The sequence below is a fragment of the Pseudomonas oryzae genome (genome assembly GCF_900104805.1).
GTDB lineage: Bacteria > Pseudomonadota > Gammaproteobacteria > Pseudomonadales > Pseudomonadaceae > Geopseudomonas > Geopseudomonas oryzae.
The window spans coordinates 2918647-2933325 of record NZ_LT629751.1; the positions used below are offsets into that span (position 1 = coordinate 2918647).

The following is a 14679-nucleotide window of genomic DNA, read 5'->3' on the forward strand; positions in this document are numbered from 1 at the left end:
CGGCCCCTCGCGGGTACCGGCCCTTGCTCAGCACACGCCGCTTACAGCTCGACGCTCACCGCCGCCGCTGCCGCCAGCGCCTTGCGGCGCGCCGCCTCGATCGACTCGTCGCGCGCCAAGGCCACGCCCATGCGCCGCTGGCCGCTGACCTCAGGCTTGCCGAACAGGCGCAGCGCGGTATCCGGCTCGGCCAGCGCCGCGCCGAGATTGCCGAAGCGCACCTCGCGCGATTCGCCCTCGACCAGGATCACCGCCGAGGCCGACGGGCCGAACTGGCGGATCGCCGGGATCGGCAGGCCGAGGATGGCCCGCGCGTGCAGGGCGAATTCGGAGAGGTCCTGGGAGATCAGGGTCACCAGGCCGGTGTCGTGCGGGCGCGGCGACACCTCGCTGAACCACACCTGATCACCCTTGATGAACAGCTCGACGCCGAACAGGCCACGCCCGCCGAGCGCCTCGGTCACCGCGCGGGCGATGCGCTCGGACTCGGCCAGCGCCTTGGGACTCATCGCCTGCGGCTGCCAGGACTCCTGGTAGTCGCCCTTCTCCTGGCGATGGCCGACCGGCGCGCAGAAGGTGGTGCCGCCGATGTGGCGCACGGTGAGCAGGGTGATCTCGTAGTCGAAGTCGATGAAGCCCTCGACGATCACCCGCCCCTTGCCGGCGCGACCGCCCTCCTGAGCGTAATCCCAGGCCTTCTGCACGTCGGCCTCGCCGCGCAGCAGGCTCTGGCCCTTGCCGGAGGAGCTCATGATCGGCTTGACCACGCAGGGGAAGCCCAGCTCGGCGACCGCCGCGGCGTAATCCGCGAAGCTGTCGGCGAAACGGTACGGCGAGGTCGGCAGGCCCAGCTCCTCGGCGGCCAGACGGCGGATGCCCTCGCGGTTCATGGTCAGCCTGGCGGCGCGCGCGGTGGGCACCACGGTGAAGCCTTCGGCTTCCAGCTCGACCAGGGTATCGGTGGCGATCGCCTCGATCTCCGGGACGATGTAGTGCGGCTGCTCCTGCTCGATCACCGCGCGCAGGGCGGCGCCGTCGAGCATGCTGATCACGTGGCTGCGGTGCGCCACCTGCATGGCCGGGGCGTTGGCGTAGCGATCGACGGCGATCACCTCGCAGCCCAGACGCTGCAGCTCGATGACGACTTCCTTGCCCAGCTCGCCAGAGCCGCACAGGAGTACACGGGTCGCGCTCGGCGACAGCGGGGTTCCGATCATGGTCACGGAAGCTTTCCTCAGAGGGGGTTCAACAGTCCTGCGGCCAGGGCGCGCTCGCGGCAGCGCTCGAGCACCGCGCGGCGCTCGGCATTGTCCATGCGTCCCCAGCGGGTGATTTCCTCGCCACTGCGCTGGCAGCCGACGCAGATGTCGTCGTCATTCAGTGCGCAGACATACACGCAGGGCGAGGCGACCGGTTTTTCCTGCCCGACCATCAGTCGTGCTGCTCGGCCAGTTCGCGGGCGTAGCGGCGGGCATTGTCCACGTAGTGGGCGGCATTGCGCTTGAGGCCTTCGATCTGCTCCTCGGTCAGCTGGCGCACCACCTTGCCCGGCACGCCCATCACCAGGCTGCCGTCGGGAATCTCCTTGCCCTCAGGGATCAGCGCGCCGGCGCCGATCAGGCAGTGCTTGCCGATCTTCGCGCCGTTGAGCACCACCGCGCCGATGCCGACCAGGCTGTGGTCGCCGACGGTGCAGCCGTGCAGGGTGACCTTGTGGCCGATGGTGACGCCCTTGCCGATGCTCAGCGGCCAGCCCATGTCGGTATGCAGCACGCTGCCGTCCTGCACGTTGCTGCCCTCGCCGACGTGGATCAGCTCGTTGTCGCCGCGCAGCACGGCGCCGAACCACACGCTGGCATCGGCGTCCAGGCGCACCTTGCCGATCAGGCTGGCATCGGGCGCCACCCAGCTGTCGGGATGGGCTTCTACACGGGCATCGCCCAGTCGGTACTTCATCGGCAGGCTCCTCGGCGAGCTCAACGGTAGTGGACGAAATGCGCCGGCGGTTCGCGCAGCTGGATGCCGGCATCGTAGATCAGGTTGACCAGCTCGACGATCATGATCGCGGTCAGCCCCCAGATCTTGAACCCGGCGTAGCGATAGCTCGGCACGTACCAGCTGTAGCCGAGGTAGTCGATGCGGTGGGTGATCTCGCGCGGATCCTCGCGGAAGAACTGCAGCGGCACGCTGAACACTTCCTCGATCTCGTCGCGGTTGGCAAGGAAGTCGACGCGCTCGGGAATGAAGCCGACGTAGGGGGTGACCTGGATGCCGTGGCGGGAGATCTGCGTGCTGAGCGGGCCGACCACCTCGACCAGGCCAGGCGCCAGCCCCACTTCCTCCTGCGCCTCGCGCAGGGCGGTGATCACCAGCGAGGCATCTTCCGGGTCGCGGCGCCCGCCGGGGAAGGCCACCTCGCCGCCGTGGGTGGACAGCCCGCTGGCGCGCAGGGTCAGCACCAGCTGCGGGTCCGGGCTGCGGGTGATCGGCATCAGCACCGCGGCTTCGGGAAAGCGCTGCTCGCTGGGCAGGGGACTGGGACTGTGGGCCTGCACACGTTGGCGCAGCTCATCCAACATGGGCTGATCTCGTCATCATCGATTCTTCATCGAATCATGGCATGAAACCGCCGGGGCGCCCAAGCCCCGCCGCGACACCGCCTTTTGCCGCCCCGCCCTTTCGCCGGCCACGCGGCTCACCTAAAATTCCCATCACCACCGATACCGGCCGCCGCTGCGGCCCGAAACTCGCTTCAGCGTGACCATCAGCCCTCGCGGCACGCTGCATGAACAACCGGCCGCCGGGCTGACGGCCACTTGGTTTGCACTGGAATGCCTGTCATGCGCTGGTTGATCGTTTTCGCCTGTCTGCTGTTCACTACCCTGACCCAGGCCATGAGCACGCCGGGCTTGGACTCGGGTACCCGGGTCGACAAGGTGCTGGTGGTCAAGTCCGAACGCAAGCTGCACCTGCTCAGCCGCGGCGAGATCCTCAAGAGCTACCGCGTCTCGCTGGGCAAGCAGCCCAACGGCCCCAAGCGCTTCCAGGGCGACAAGCGCACCCCCGAGGGCTTCTACTGGATCGACTGGCGCAAGCCCAGCGACAAGTACAACCTGTCCATGCACATCTCCTACCCCAACGCGCAGGACCTGCAGCACGCCCGGGAAAAGGGCCTGCCGCCCGGCGACATGATCATGATCCACGGCACGCCGCTGGATGACGAATATCCCGAGTGGTACTTCCACACCCTCGACTGGACCGAGGGCTGCATCGCCCTGCGCAACCACGACATGCGCGAGGTGTGGAGCCTGGTGAAGGACGGCACGCTGATCGAGATCCGCCCCTGACCTCCCCCACCCCTGCATGAAAAAGGCGCCGGCATCGAAGGATGCGGCGCCTTTTTCATGCAGGCCGACGACGGCGTCCGCGTCAGAACACCATGTCCGACAGCCGCCAGACATCGAAGGCCGGCGTCTCGTAGGGATGGCTCTGCTTGAGCGCCTTGACCGCGGCGTGGATCAGTTCGTCGGCCACCACCATCTCCACCTTCCACTCCGCCACCCGCGCCAGCTCGCCTTGGGCGCCGAGGTAGGGCTGACTGCCCGGCAGCGGATGGAACTGCCCCTCGCCGAGGGTCTGCCAGCAGCAGCTGTCGTACTCGCCGATGCGTCCGGCTCCGGTGGCGAAGATGGCGGCCTTGACCGCCTCCAGATGGGTTTCGGGAACGAAGAAACACAGCTTGTACATCGAAGTCTCCGGCACGAAGAAGTGAATCGGCAGCAACAGCCCCAGCTATCCTGCCACAACCGCTGGCCGCCTGACGCCTCTTCCTTGACGCTTGGTCAGCGCCATCCACCGACAGCCGCCGCCGACGGCAGACAGAAAAACGGCGCCCGTTGTGCAACGGGCGCCGTCGATCCGGCGAGGCCGCCGCCGGCGCAGGGCACCGGCGGCAGTACCGCGGATCAGTCGACCCAGACCCGCGCGTTGCGGAACATGCGCATCCAGCCGGCGTCTTCCTGCCACTCGTCCGGGCGCCAGGAGTTCTGCACGGCGCGGAACACCCGCTCCGGGTGCGGCATCATGATGGTGACGCGACCGTCGCGGGTGGTCAGGCCGGTGATGCCGCGCGGCGAACCGTTGGGGTTGGCCGGGTAGCTCTCGGTGACCTTGCCGTGGTTGTCGACGTAGCGCAGTGCCACCAGGCCGGACAGGTCGGTCTGCAGCAGGGCTTCCTCGCTGGCGAACTCGGCGTGGCCCTCGCCGTGGGCGACGGCGATCGGCAGGCGCGAGCCGGCCATGCCCTGCAGGAAGATCGACGGCGACTCCTGCACCTGGACCATGGCGACGCGCGCCTCGAACTGCTCGGAACGGTTGCGCACGAAGCGCGGCCAGTGGTCGCTGCCGGGGATCAGCTCGACCAGGTTGGAGAGCATCTGGCAGCCGTTGCACACGCCGAGGGCGAAGCTGTCCTTGCGCGCGAAGAAGGCGCTGAAGTTGTCGCGGGCGCGGCCGTTGAACAGCACCGACTTGGCCCAGCCGCCACCGGCGCCGAGCACGTCGCCGTAGGAGAAACCGCCGCAGGCCACCAGGCCCTTGAAGTCCTCCAGGCTGACGCGACCGGCGATGATGTCGCTCATGTGCACATCGACCACGGCGAAACCGGCGCGATGGAAGGCGGCCGCCATCTCGGTCTGGCCGTTGACGCCCTGCTCGCGCAGGATCGCCATGCGCGGACGCGCACCCTTGGCGATGTAGGGCGCGGCGACGTCTTGGTTGACGTCGAAGCTGAGCTTGACCGACAGGCCCGGGTTGCTCTCGTCAAGCAGCAGGTCGTACTCCTGCTCGGCGCACTGGGCGTTGTCGCGCAGGCTCTGGATGCGGTAGCTGGTCTCGCTCCAGATGCGCTGCAGGATGCGCCGCTCGGCGCGGTAGACCACCTCGCCGGCCAGGCTCAGGCGGATGTCGCCGCCGGCGACCGGACGGCCGATGCGCTGCACGCAGTCGGCGAGGCCGGCGGCGGCGAAGCGGGCGATCACCTCGGCGCTGTCGGCGGCACGCACCTGCAGCACGGCGCCCAGCTCCTCGCTGAACAGCGCGGCGCCGAGCGCCTCATGGTTGCCGGCGATGGCGTCGAGCTGCAGATCCAGGCCGCAGTGGCCGGCGAAGGCCATTTCCACCACGCTGGCCAGCAGGCCGCCATCGGAACGGTCGTGGTAGGCCAGCAGCTTGCCGTCGGCGTTGAGGCCCTGCACGGTGTCGAAAAACGCCTTGAGGTCGGCAGCGGCATCGACGTCCGGCGCGCTGCGGCCGATCCGGCTGTAGACCTGGGCGATGATCGAGCCGCCCAGGCGGTTCTGGCCGCGGCCGAGGTCGATCAGCAGCAGCTCGCTGTCGCCCTGGTCCAGGCGCAGTTGCGGGGTCAGGGTCTGGCGGATGTCCTGCACCGGGGCGAAGCCGGAGACGATCAGCGACATCGGCGCGGTGACGCTCTTGTCCTCGCCCTCCTCCTGCCAGCGGGTCTTCATGGACATCGAGTCCTTGCCCACCGGGATGGTGATGCCGAGCTGCGGACACAGCTCCATGCCGACCGCCTTGACGGTGTCGTACAGGCGGGCATCCTCGCCCGGGTGGCCGGCGGCGGCCATCCAGTTGGCCGACAGCTTGATGTCAGAAATCTTCGCGATGCGCGCAGCGGCCAGGTTGGTCAGGGTCTCGCCGATCGCCATGCGCCCCGAGGCCGGAGCGTCGAGCACCGCCAGCGGGGTCCGCTCGCCCATCGCCATGGCCTCGCCGGTGTAGACGTCGAAGGCGGTGGCGGTGACGGCGCAGTCGGCCACCGGCACCTGCCACGGGCCGACGAACTGGTCGCGGGCCACCAGGCCGGTGATCGAGCGGTCGCCGATGGTGATCAGGAAGCTCTTGCTGGCGACGGCCGGGTGACGCAGCACGCGCTCGACCGCTTCGCCCAGCTCGAGGCCGACGGCGGAGAAGTCGTCGCCCAGCTCGGCCTCGCGGCTCACCGAGCGGTGCATGCGCGGCGGCTTGCCGAGCAGCACCTCGAGCGGCAGGTCGACCGGGTTGTTGCCGAAGTGCTCGTCGTGCACGGTCAGGTGGCGCTCTTCGGTGGCCTCGCCGACTACCGCGAACGGGCAGCGCTCGCGCTCGCAGATGGCCTTGAAGGTTTCCAGGTCGGCGGCGTCGACGGAGAGCACGTAGCGCTCCTGCGACTCGTTGCACCAGATTTCCAGCGGGCTCATGCCCGGCTCGTCGTTGGGCACGTTGCGCAGCTCGAAGCGGCCGCCGCGACCGGCGTCGTTGATCAGTTCCGGCAGGGCATTGGACAGGCCGCCGGCGCCGACGTCGTGGATGAACTTGATCGGGTTCTTGTCGCCCATCTGCCAGCAGCGGTCGATGACCTCCTGGCAGCGGCGCTCCATTTCCGGGTTCTCGCGCTGCACCGAGGCAAAGTCGAGATCGGCGGAGCTGGCGCCGGTGGCCATCGACGAGGCGGCACCGCCACCCAGGCCGATCAGCATGGCCGGGCCGCCGAGCACGATCAGCTTGCCGCCGACCGAGATCTCGCCCTTCTGCACGTGCTCGGCGCGGATGTTGCCGAGGCCGCCGGCGAGCATGATCGGCTTGTGGTAGCCACGCACTTCCTCGCCGCGCGGGGTGTCGATGGCCTGCTCGAAGGTACGGAAGTAGCCGGTCAGGTTGGGACGGCCGAACTCGTTGTTGAACGCGGCGCCGCCCAGCGGGCCCTCGATCATGATGTCCAGCGCGCTGACGATGCGCTCGGGCTTGCCGTAGGGCTTCTCCCAGGGCTGCTCGAAGCCGGGGATCTGCAGGTTGGAGACGGTGAAACCGACCAGGCCGGCCTTGGGCTTGGAGCCGCGACCGGTGGCGCCCTCGTCGCGGATCTCGCCGCCGGAGCCGGTGGAGGCGCCGGGGAACGGGGCGATGGCGGTCGGGTGGTTGTGGGTCTCCACCTTCATCAGGATGTGCACCGGCTCCTGATGGGCAGCGTACTCGTGGCTGCCCGGCTGCGGGAAGAAGCGCCCGGCGGTGAAGCCCTCGATCACCGAGGCGTTGTCCTTGTAGGCGGACAGCACGCCTTCGCGGTGCATCTCGTAGGTGTTCTTGATCATGCCGAACAGCGACTTCTCCTGCGCCTGGCCGTCGATGTCCCAGCTGGCGTTGAAGATCTTGTGGCGGCAGTGCTCGGAGTTGGCCTGGGCGAACATCATCAGCTCGACGTCGTGCGGGTTGCGCCCCAGCTCGACGAAGTTCTTCACCAGGTAGTCGATCTCGTCCTCGGCCAGGGCCAGGCCCAGCTCGACGTTGGCGGTTTCCAGCGCGGCGCGCCCGCCAGCGAGCACGTCGACCACGGTCAGCGCCTTGGGCTGGGCGTGGCTGAACAGCGCCTCGGCCTCCTCCATGCGGCCCAGCACCAGCTGGGTCATGCGGTCGTGCAGCGCGCTGGCGACGGCCTGGGCGTCGGCGTCGGACAGCTCGCCGGCCACGTAGTAGGCGATGCCGCGCTCCAGCCGCTGGATCTTGGCCAGACCGCAGTTGTGGGCGATGTCGGTGGCCTTGCTCGACCACGGCGAGATGGTGCCGAAGCGCGGCACCACCAGGAACAGGCGGCCGCTGGGCTCCTGCACCGGGACGCTCGGGCCGTACTGCAGCAGGCGCGCCAGCACCTGTTCCTCGTCGCCGTCCAGTGCGCTGGACACCTCGGCGAAATGGGCGAACTCGGCGTACAGGCCGGCGACCGCCGGCACTTTCTGGGTCAGTTGCTCGAGCAGTTTGCCGTGACGGAAGGCAGAAAGGGCGGGGGTGCCGCGCAGGATCAGCATTGTCGGAACAGCCTCTTGGGCAAGGAGTGCGAAAGACTGGGCATTCTAGCGCAAAGCGCCCAGCCCGGCACCCGCAGCCGTCGGCGCGTGCGCTCGCGGTCGCGCCCTGTACCTTCGATATATGGTCCGCCGCCCGCCATTGCGTATACTCCAGCCATGCAGAAACTCAATGCACCCCGCCGGGGTCATAGCGCCTGGTGGCTGGCCACCCTCCTTCTCCTGCTGCTGAGTGCTTGCGGCGAAGCGCCCACTGCCCTCGAGCGCATCCAGGAGGAAGGCGTGCTGCGCGTCATCACCCGCAACAGCCCGTCCACCTACTACCAGGACCGCAACGGCGAGACCGGCTTCGAGTACGAGCTGACCCAGCGCTTCGCCGAGAGCCTCGGCGTCAAACTGCAGATCGAGACCGCCAACAGCCTCGACGAACTGTTCGCCCGCCTCAACAGCCCCGCCGGCCCGCACCTGGCCGCCGCCGGCCTGGTCGAGTCCGCGCGCCGCGCGCCGATGGCGCGCTTCAGCCACCCCTACCTGGACATCACCCTGCAGGTGGTGCACCGCAACGGCCAGCCGCGCCCGACCCAGGCCGAGCAGCTGGTCGGCAAGCGCATCACCGTGGTCAAGGGCAGCATCCACGCCGAACGCCTGGCCGAACTCAAGCAGCGCCTGCCCGCCCTGCAGTACGAGGAGTCCGACGATGTGGAGGTGGTCGACCTGCTGCGCATGGTCGACGAGGGGCAGATCGACCTGACCCTGGTCGACTCCAACGAACTGGCGATGAACCAGTTCGCCTTCCCCAACGTGCGCGTCGCCTTCGACCTCGACAGCAACCAGCACCTGGCCTGGGCGGTGCCAGCGGGTGCCGACGACAGCCTGCTGCAGGCGATCAACGCCTTCCTCGAGCAGGCCGAACGCGACAAGACCCTGCAGCAGCTCAAGGAGCGCTACTACGGGCACATCGACGTGCTCGGCTACGTCGGCACCTACACCTTCGCCCGCCACCTGCAGCAGCGCCTGCCGCGCTACGAGCCGGACTTCCGCAAGGCCGCCGAGAAGCACAAGATCGACTGGCGCCTGCTGGCCGCCATCGGCTACCAGGAGTCGATGTGGCAGGCCGACGCCACCTCCAAGACTGGCGTGCGCGGCCTGATGATGCTTACCCAGCGCACCGCCCAGGCGGTCGGCGTGGCCAATCGCCTGGATCCGCGGCAGAGCATCCAGGGCGGCGCGCGCTACTTCATCCAGGTCCACGCCGAACTGCCGGACAGCATCGAGGAGCCGGACCGCACCTGGTTCGCCCTGGCCGCCTACAACATCGGCAGCGGCCATCTGGAGGACGCGCGCAAGCTGACCCAGGCCGCCGGCCTGAACCCCGACAAGTGGCTGCACGTGAAGAAGATCCTGCCGCGCCTGGCGCAGAAGCAGTGGTACAGCAAGACCCGCTACGGCTACGCCCGTGGCGGCGAGCCGGTGCACTTCGTCAACAACATCCGCCGCTACTACGACATCCTCACCTGGGTCACCCAGCCGCAACTGGAAGGCAGCCAGGTCGCCGACAGCGGTCTGCACCGCCCGGCGGTGGACAAGACGCCCAAGCCCGAACCGCAGCTGTGAACCGCCTCAACCCTTCTGCCGGCGCAGGCGGAAGAACTCGCTGAGGATCGCCCCGCACTCCGCCGACAGCACCCCGCCCTCGACCAGCAGGCGATGGTTGAGGAAGGCCTGTTCGAAGAAACGCCCGCGGCTTTCCACCACTCCGGCCTTGGGCTCGGTGGCGCCGTAGACCACGCGGGCCACGCGCGAATGGATGATCAGCCCGGCGCACATGCTGCATGGCTCGAGGGTCACGTACAGGGTGCTGCCGACCAGGCGGTAGTTCTCGAGATTGCGCGCCGCATCGCGGATCGCCACCATCTCGGCGTGGGCGCTGGGGTCGTGGGTGGAGATCGGGCAGTTGAAGCCGCGACCGACGATCTCGCCGTCGACCACCAGCACCGCGCCCACCGGCACCTCGCCCCGTTCGGCACCCTCGGCGGCGAGCGCCAGCGCCTCGCGCATGAAGCGCTCGTCCTGGCTGCGGTCGATGATCACGGGTCTTTTCATGGGCGGTCCGGCGGCATCAAAGAAGCCCGCCAGTTTGGGAAAAGCCGGCACGGAGTCAAGCCCGCACAGCCCGAAGGCTGCCCTCAGGACCGCAGGGTAGAAAACTCGCGCAGCGATTTTCTACCGATGAGCACAGGGCACGGCGCTGCCTGGTAGACAATCGCCGACGCGAGTTGTCCACCCTACCCAACCTTCCCCCTACACCACCGCGATGGCCGCCATCAGCCCGGTTTCCATATGGTCGACGACGTGGCAGTGGAACATCCAGGTCCCGGGATTGTCGGCCACCAGCGCCACCCGCGCGGTCTCCTGCTTGCCTAGCAGGTAGGTGTCGGTGAAGTACGGCGTGATGCTGCGGCGGTTGGAGTCGAGCACCTTGAAGCTCATGCCGTGCAGGTGGATCGGGTGCTGGTACTGGCTGAGGTTGCGCAGCTCGAGGATGTAGCTGCGCCCCTGCCCGAGGGTGGCGATGGGCCGCTCGGCGCAGCTCTTGTCCTTGATGTCCCAGGCCTGGCCGTTGACCTGCCAGAAGCTGTGCGCCGCGCCCTGCGCCAGGTTGGTCGACACCGCGCCGGCCCACTCGAAGTTGAAGCGCAGGGTCTCGGCCGTCGCCAGATCCGGCTCGGCGATCGGGTTGGCCGGCAGCGCCGACGGCCAGTCGCCGGCCGCCTCGCCGCTGGCCACGCTCTTCAGCGTCGCCAGGCGCAGCGGCCCGTTGCGCAGCGGCAGTTCGGTGCCGGCCGCCGGCACGCGCAGGGCCAGCTCGATGCGCATGCCCGGCCCCAGCCAGTACTCCTTGCCCAGCGGCTGCGGCGCCACCGGGTTGCCGTCGAGGGCGTAGATGCGCGCCTCGGCCTGCGGCAGGTTGAGGCGGTAGGTCAGGGTGTTGTCGAGGTTGAGGATGCGCAGGCGGACGATCTGCCCGGCCGGCAAGTCGAGGGTCGGCGCGTGCACGCCGTTGACCGTCGACAGCCGGCCGGCGGTGCCGCCGCGCGCCGCCTCGCGCGGCACGCTGAAATCGGTGAAGGCGCCCGCCGCGTCCACGTGCCAGCTCTTCAGGCTCAGCGTGCGCTCGTGGCGGAAGCCGCTCGGCTCGCGCTCCTCGACGATCAGCGGGCCGACCAGACCGCGGCCGAGCTGCTCGCCGCTCGCGGTGTGCGGGTGGTACCAGAAGCTGCCGGCATCCGGGAGCTGGAAACGGTAGTCGAAGTATTCGCCCGGCAGCACCGGCAGCTGCGACACGTAGGGCACGCCGTCCATCTCCAGCGGCAGGCGGATGCCGTGCCAGTGGATGGTGCTCGGCTCGGGCAGGCGGTTGACGAAACGCACCCGCAGCCAGTCGCCCTGGCGCGCACGCAGCTCGAGGCCCGGCGCCTGGCCGCCGTAGGCCCAGGCGCTGGTGGTGCGCCCGGGCACCAGCTCGACGTCCAACGGCGCGGCGATCAGCTCGTAATCATGCGTGACCGCCTCGGCCGGCCGGCCCAGCCAGTAGCGCGTCCCGCCGCCGGCGATGCCGAGCACGCCGAGGCCGGCCAAGCCGGTGAGGACTTGTCTGCGGGTGAAGGACATAGCGGAGCCTCGCTTGCGAAAACAGGGGGACGCTGCGCCGGCCGGACACTTGACCGCGGACGCAGATGACAGAGTTTCTCATTTTCTTCGGCAGCGATGCGAGCCCCGCCTGCGACAGAACCGCGCTGTCGACGGGCCGCCTGGCTCAGCCGGCGAACAGTCGGGTCAGCGCGTGCAGTCCCAGACCGACCATCCCGCCGACCAGGGTGCCGTTGATGCGGATGTACTGCAGGTCCTTGCCGACGTTGTGCTCGAGCAGGGCCACCAGCTCGTCGCTGTTCCAGCGCTCGACCCGCTCGGCGATGTAACGGCGGATATCCTCGCGATGACGCTCGACCAGCAGCGGCGCCACCTCCAGCAGCTGGTCGTTGATCCAGCGGCGCATCGCCTCGTCGCGCTCCAGCGCCTCGCCCAGACGCAGGCACAGACGTACCAGACGGCGGCGAATGGTCGAGTCGGCGGCGACCAGGTCGGCCTGCAGGCAGTCGACCAGCTCGTCCCACAGCCCGCGCAGGTAGCCGGCCAGCGCCGGGTGGGCGAGCAGCTGCTCGCGGATCTGCTCGCCCCTGAGGCGGAATTCGGGATCCTCCTTGAGCCGGGCGACGAAGCGCAGCATGCAGGCGTCGAACTTGCCGCGCAGTTCGTGCCGGGGATCGCGGCTGATCTCACCGATCAGCTCGGAAACCCGCCGCACCAGCTTGTCCGCCGACCACTGGCCGGCCTTCTCGTCGAGCGGGATGTCCTTGCCGAACAGACGAAAGCGCAGCGCGCTGAACTCGCTGGACAGGCCGGCGGCGATGCGCTGCTGCACCGCCTCGTCCTGCAGCAGCAGGTCGAGCTGGGCGAGCAGCTCGTCGAGCATCGCCTGGTGGCGACGCTCGTAGGTGAGCATGTCGAGCAGCTGGCCGCCGAGGCGCGCCAGGTCGACCTCGCGCAGACGGCGGGTGGCGCTGCGCTGGATGAACTGGCGCACCCGCTCGTCGCGCAGGGCGTTGATACCGTAGCGGGCCACGCCGACCAGCTGGCGGCCGAGCGCCTCGGCGTTGGCCGGTTGACGCAGCCAGCCGGCCAGCCGCGTGGCGGCGTCGAAGGCCTCCAGCTTGGCCATCACCTGCGGCGTGGCGAGGAAGTGGGTGCAGATGAAGTCGGCCAGGTTACGGCCCAGGCGCGCCTGCTTGCGCGGGATGATCGCCGTGTGCGGGATCGGCAGGCCCAGCGGATGGCGAAACAGTGCGGTGACCGCGAACCAGTCGGCGATGGCGCCGACCATCGCCGCCTCGGCGAACGACTGCAGGTAGCCCCAGCCCGGATGCCGGGGCAGCAGGTGGGTGGCCAGCGCATAGAGCGCGGCGGCCAGCAGCAGCAGAGCGAAGGCGATGGCCTTCATGCGCGCCAGGGGGGAACTCCATGGGGACATCGGACACTCCTTGCCGGTCGGTCCCTGCAGCATAGCGAGCCGGGCAGACGCCGAAAATGCGAAAGGGCAGCCGCAGCTGCCCTTTCGCCCTCACACCGACACAGGCCGATGGATCATTCCCACTCGATGGTCGCCGGCGGCTTGCTCGACACGTCGTAGGTGACGCGGGAGATGCCCTCGATCTCGTTGATGATGCGGTTGGAGACCTTCTCCAGCAGCTCGTAGGGCAGGTGCGCCCAGCGCGCGGTCATGAAGTCGATGGTTTCCACCGCACGCAGGGCGACGACCCAGGCGTAGCGGCGGCCGTCGCCGACCACACCGACCGACTTGACCGGCTGGAACACCACGAAGGCCTGGCTGGTCTTGTGGTACCAGTCGAAGTTGCGCAGTTCCTCGATGAAGATGTGGTCGGCGCGACGCAGCAGGTCGGCGTACTCCTTCTTCACCTCGCCGAGGATGCGCACGCCCAGGCCCGGGCCCGGGAACGGGTGGCGGTAGACCATGTCGTAGGGCAGGCCGAGCTCGAGGCCGATCTTGCGTACCTCGTCCTTGAACAGCTCGCGCAGCGGCTCGACCAGCTGGAACTGCATGTCTTCCGGCAGGCCGCCGACGTTGTGGTGCGACTTGATCACGTGGGCCTTGCCGGTCTTGGCGCCAGCCGACTCGATCACGTCCGGGTAGATGGTGCCCTGGGCGAGGAACTCGACGCCTTCCAGCTTCTTGGCTTCCTCGTCGAACACCTCGATGAAGGTGCGACCGATGATCTTGCGCTTCTGCTCCGGATCGCTGACCCCGGCCAGGCGACCGAGGAACAGCTCCTCGGCGTCGGCGCGGATCACCTTGACGCCCATGTTCTCGGCGAACATGGCCATCACCTGATCGCCCTCGTGCAGACGCAGCAGGCCGTTGTCGACGAATACGCAGGTCAGCTGGTCGCCGATGGCGCGGTGCAGCAGCGCGGCGACCACCGAGGAGTCGACGCCGCCGGACAGGCCGAGCAGCACCTTGCGGTCACCGACCTGGGCGCGCACGGAGGCGATGGCGTCCTCGACGATGTTGGCCGGGGTCCACAGCGCCGCGCAGCCGCAGATGTCGAGGATGAAGCGCGACAGGATGCGCCCGCCCTGCTTGGTGTGGGTCACTTCCGGGTGGAACTGCACGCCGTAGTAGCAGCGGTTGTCGTCGGCGATGGCGGCGATCGGGCAGCTCGGGGTGCTGGCGACGATATGGAAGCCGGGCGCCAGCTGGGTCACCTTGTCGCCGTGGCTCATCCACACGTCGAGGCTCAGCAGACCGTCGTCGTCCATGTGGTCCTCGATGCCGTCGAGCAGGCGGCTCTTGCCGACCAGGTCGACGCGGGCGTAGCCGAACTCGCGCAGGTCGGAACCCTCGACCTTGCCGCCGAGCTGCTCGGACATGGTCTGCATGCCGTAGCAGATGCCGAACAGCGGCACGCCCAGGTCGAACACCGCCTGCGGCGCGCGCGGGCTGTCCTCCGCGTGCACCGACTCCGGTCCGCCGGCGAGGATGATGCCGCGCGGGTCGAAGGCACGGATCGCCTCGTCGTCCATGTCGAACGGATGGATCTCGCAGTACACGCCGATCTCGCGCACGCGGCGAGCGATCAGCTGGGTGTACTGGGAACCGAAGTCGAGGATCAGGATCCGGTGAGCGTGAATGTCTTGATGGGCCATGGCCGTCTCTCGTAGCGAATTTCACAAACGACACGGG

Annotated in this window: 12 protein-coding genes; 2 read left to right on the plus strand and 10 right to left on the minus strand. The window is 68.7% G+C overall.

Features of this window, described 5'->3' with window-relative positions; translation table 11 throughout:
* Positions 1-41: 41 nt before the first annotated feature.
* The 4 genes from purT to BLT78_RS13175 are packed head-to-tail and all read right to left on the minus strand — an operon-like array spanning position 42 to position 2579.
* Complete coding sequence (gene purT / locus BLT78_RS13160; protein ID WP_090349400.1) at positions 42-1223, minus strand: formate-dependent phosphoribosylglycinamide formyltransferase; 1182 nt, start codon at positions 1221-1223, stop codon at positions 42-44.
* Between the two features lie 11 nt (positions 1224-1234).
* A complete protein-coding gene (locus BLT78_RS13165) occupies positions 1235-1432 on the minus strand; it encodes a DUF1289 domain-containing protein (protein ID WP_090349401.1) in 198 nt (65 codons plus the stop codon).
* A complete protein-coding gene (locus BLT78_RS13170) occupies positions 1432-1956 on the minus strand; it encodes a gamma carbonic anhydrase family protein (protein ID WP_090349402.1) in 525 nt (174 codons plus the stop codon). Before BLT78_RS13170 ends, BLT78_RS13165 begins: the two co-directional genes overlap by 1 nt.
* 20 nt (positions 1957-1976) lie before the next feature.
* Complete coding sequence (locus BLT78_RS13175; protein WP_090349403.1) at positions 1977-2579, minus strand: CoA pyrophosphatase; 603 nt, start codon at positions 2577-2579, stop codon at positions 1977-1979.
* Positions 2580-2840: 261 nt separating this feature from the next.
* Between BLT78_RS13175 and BLT78_RS13180 the strand changes: the two genes are divergently transcribed.
* Positions 2841-3347, plus strand: coding sequence for a L,D-transpeptidase family protein (locus BLT78_RS13180; protein WP_090349404.1), 507 nt, complete (start codon positions 2841-2843; stop codon positions 3345-3347).
* An 82-nt stretch (positions 3348-3429) separates the two neighbouring features.
* On the opposite strand, the gene BLT78_RS13185 is transcribed toward BLT78_RS13180, so the two are convergent.
* Together BLT78_RS13185 and purL are read right to left on the minus strand one after the other, a co-directional pair.
* A complete protein-coding gene (locus tag BLT78_RS13185; RefSeq protein ID WP_090352303.1) occupies positions 3430-3747 on the minus strand; it encodes a Nif3-like dinuclear metal center hexameric protein in 318 nt (105 codons plus the stop codon).
* Between the two features lie 218 nt (positions 3748-3965).
* Entirely contained in the window at positions 3966-7862 is a 3897-nt protein-coding gene (gene purL, locus BLT78_RS13190) for a phosphoribosylformylglycinamidine synthase (RefSeq protein WP_090349405.1), read from the minus strand.
* Positions 7863-8018: 156 nt separating this feature from the next.
* Here purL and mltF point away from each other — a divergent pair, with 156 nt between their 5' ends.
* The gene (mltF, locus tag BLT78_RS13195; protein WP_090349406.1) at positions 8019-9473 is read left to right on the plus strand and encodes a membrane-bound lytic murein transglycosylase MltF; all 1455 of its coding nucleotides are present in this window, start codon (positions 8019-8021) and stop codon (positions 9471-9473) included.
* A gap of 6 nt (positions 9474-9479) precedes the next feature.
* Here mltF and tadA read toward each other — a convergent pair whose 3' ends face one another.
* The 4 genes from tadA to guaA form a co-directional block, all read right to left on the minus strand.
* A complete protein-coding gene (tadA, locus tag BLT78_RS13200) occupies positions 9480-9962 on the minus strand; it encodes a tRNA adenosine(34) deaminase TadA (protein ID WP_090349407.1) in 483 nt (160 codons plus the stop codon).
* A 198-nt stretch (positions 9963-10160) separates the two neighbouring features.
* The gene (locus BLT78_RS13205) at positions 10161-11531 is read right to left on the minus strand and encodes a multicopper oxidase family protein (protein WP_090349408.1); all 1371 of its coding nucleotides are present in this window, start codon (positions 11529-11531) and stop codon (positions 10161-10163) included.
* Positions 11532-11676: 145 nt separating this feature from the next.
* Positions 11677-12948 carry a DUF445 domain-containing protein gene (locus tag BLT78_RS13210; RefSeq protein WP_090349409.1) on the minus strand — a complete coding sequence of 424 codons (1272 nt, stop codon included), beginning with the start codon at positions 12946-12948 and terminating at the stop codon, positions 11677-11679.
* Between the two features lie 113 nt (positions 12949-13061).
* Entirely contained in the window at positions 13062-14642 is a 1581-nt protein-coding gene (guaA, locus tag BLT78_RS13215) for a glutamine-hydrolyzing GMP synthase (protein ID WP_090349410.1), read from the minus strand.
* Positions 14643-14679: the final 37 nt, after the last annotated feature.

Excerpts from the sequence above, each read along its gene's own strand:
- BLT78_RS13170 (WP_090349402.1), bottom strand. The coding sequence starts at position 1,956 with ATGAAGTACCGACTGGGCGATGCCCGTGTAGAAGCCCATCCCGACAGC.
- guaA (WP_090349410.1), bottom strand. The coding sequence starts at position 14,642 with ATGGCCCATCAAGACATTCACGCTCACCGGATCCTGATCCTCGACTTC.
- mltF (WP_090349406.1), top strand. The coding sequence starts at position 8,019 with ATGCAGAAACTCAATGCACCCCGCCGGGGTCATAGCGCCTGGTGGCTG.
- BLT78_RS13180 (WP_090349404.1), top strand. The coding sequence starts at position 2,841 with ATGCGCTGGTTGATCGTTTTCGCCTGTCTGCTGTTCACTACCCTGACC.
- BLT78_RS13210 (WP_090349409.1), bottom strand. The coding sequence starts at position 12,948 with ATGTCCCCATGGAGTTCCCCCCTGGCGCGCATGAAGGCCATCGCCTTC.
- BLT78_RS13205 (WP_090349408.1), bottom strand. The coding sequence starts at position 11,531 with ATGTCCTTCACCCGCAGACAAGTCCTCACCGGCTTGGCCGGCCTCGGC.
- BLT78_RS13185 (WP_090352303.1), bottom strand. The coding sequence starts at position 3,747 with ATGTACAAGCTGTGTTTCTTCGTTCCCGAAACCCATCTGGAGGCGGTC.
- purL (WP_090349405.1), bottom strand. The coding sequence starts at position 7,862 with ATGCTGATCCTGCGCGGCACCCCCGCCCTTTCTGCCTTCCGTCACGGC.
- tadA (WP_090349407.1), bottom strand. The coding sequence starts at position 9,962 with ATGAAAAGACCCGTGATCATCGACCGCAGCCAGGACGAGCGCTTCATG.
- BLT78_RS13165 (WP_090349401.1), bottom strand. The coding sequence starts at position 1,432 with ATGGTCGGGCAGGAAAAACCGGTCGCCTCGCCCTGCGTGTATGTCTGC.
- BLT78_RS13175 (WP_090349403.1), bottom strand. The coding sequence starts at position 2,579 with ATGTTGGATGAGCTGCGCCAACGTGTGCAGGCCCACAGTCCCAGTCCC.